This window comes from Rathayibacter sp. PhB151, from assembly GCF_004366415.1.
GTDB classification, from domain to species: Bacteria; Actinomycetota; Actinomycetes; order Actinomycetales; family Microbacteriaceae; genus Rathayibacter; species Rathayibacter festucae.
This window is the reverse complement of the sequence record NZ_SOEN01000004.1, coordinates 1,773-3,009: the sequence shown is the minus strand read 5'-3', so window position 1 is coordinate 3,009 and position 1,237 is coordinate 1,773. Positions and strand designations below refer to the sequence as shown.

Genomic DNA, 1,237 nt, shown 5'->3' with positions numbered 1-1,237 from the left:
TGGGGGAGGGATACCGCCCGTATTTTGAGAACTACACAGTGGACGCGAGCATCTTAGACTCGGGCAGCCTTTGCGGGTTGTTCGGGTCGACAAGATTCGCAAGGAGCAGCCTTCGGGTTGTGTTCTTGCCAATCATTGGATCTGCAACTTTTCGAGTTGTGGTTTCTTAAACTCATGTGATTTTCAAGTTTTTAAGAGCAAACGGTGAATGCCTTGGCATCTGGAGCCGAAGAAGGACGTCGTAATCTGCGATAAGCCTCGGGGAGCTGATAAACGAGCTGTGATCCGAGGATTTCCGAATGGGGAAACCCCGCCAGGCCCCTTGTGGTGACCTGGTGACTCCCGCCTGAATATATAGGGCGGGTAGAGGGAACGTGGGGAAGTGAAACATCTCAGTACCCACAGGAAGAGAAAACAACAGTGATTCCGTCAGTAGTGGCGAGCGAACGCGGAAGAGGCTAAACCGAATCATGTGTGATACCCGGCAGGGGTTGCATGGTCGGGGTTGTGGGACTTTTCGTTGTGTTCTGCCGAGCACTGAACGTTACAGCGCATCATAGACGAACAGGTTTGAATGCCTGGCCAGAGCGGGTGCGAGCCCCGTAGTCGAAATGGTGTTATGGCGTGAAGAGTATCCCAAGTAGCACGGGGCCCGAGAAATCCCGTGTGAATCTGTCAGGACCACCTGATAAGCCTAAATACTCCCAGATGACCGATAGCGGACAAGTACCGTGAGGGAAAGGTGAAAAGTACCCCGGGAGGGGAGTGAAATAGTACCTGAAACCGTTTGCTTACAAACCGTCGGAGCTCCCATGTTGGGGTGACGGCGTGCCTTTTGAAGAATGAGCCTGCGAGTTAGTGCTCTGTGGCGAGGTTAACCCGTGTGGGGCAGCCGTAGCGAAAGCGAGTCCGAATAGGGCGATTCAGTCGCAGGGTCTAGACCCGAAGCGAAGTGATCTATCCATGGCCAGGTTGAAGCGACGGTAAGACGTCGTGGAGGACCGAACCCACTTCAGTTGAAAATGGAGGGGATGAGCTGTGGATAGGGGTGAAAGGCCAATCAAACTTCGTGATAGCTGGTTCTCTCCGAAATGCATTTAGGTGCAGCGTTGCGTGTTTCTTGCCGGAGGTAGAGCTACTGGATGGCCGATGGGGCCCAAAAGCTTACTGACGTCAGCCAAACTCCGAATGCCGGTAAGTGAGAGCGCAGCAGTGAGACTGTGGGGGATAAGCTTCG

1 rRNA gene (running past one end of the window) is annotated in these 1,237 nt (G+C 53.7%); it reads left to right on the top strand.

Annotated elements, in window-relative coordinates:
• The first annotated feature begins 181 nt into the window (after nucleotides 1-181).
• Nucleotides 182-1,237 (top strand): 23S ribosomal RNA (locus EDF35_RS00570) (it continues 1,684 nt past the right edge of the window).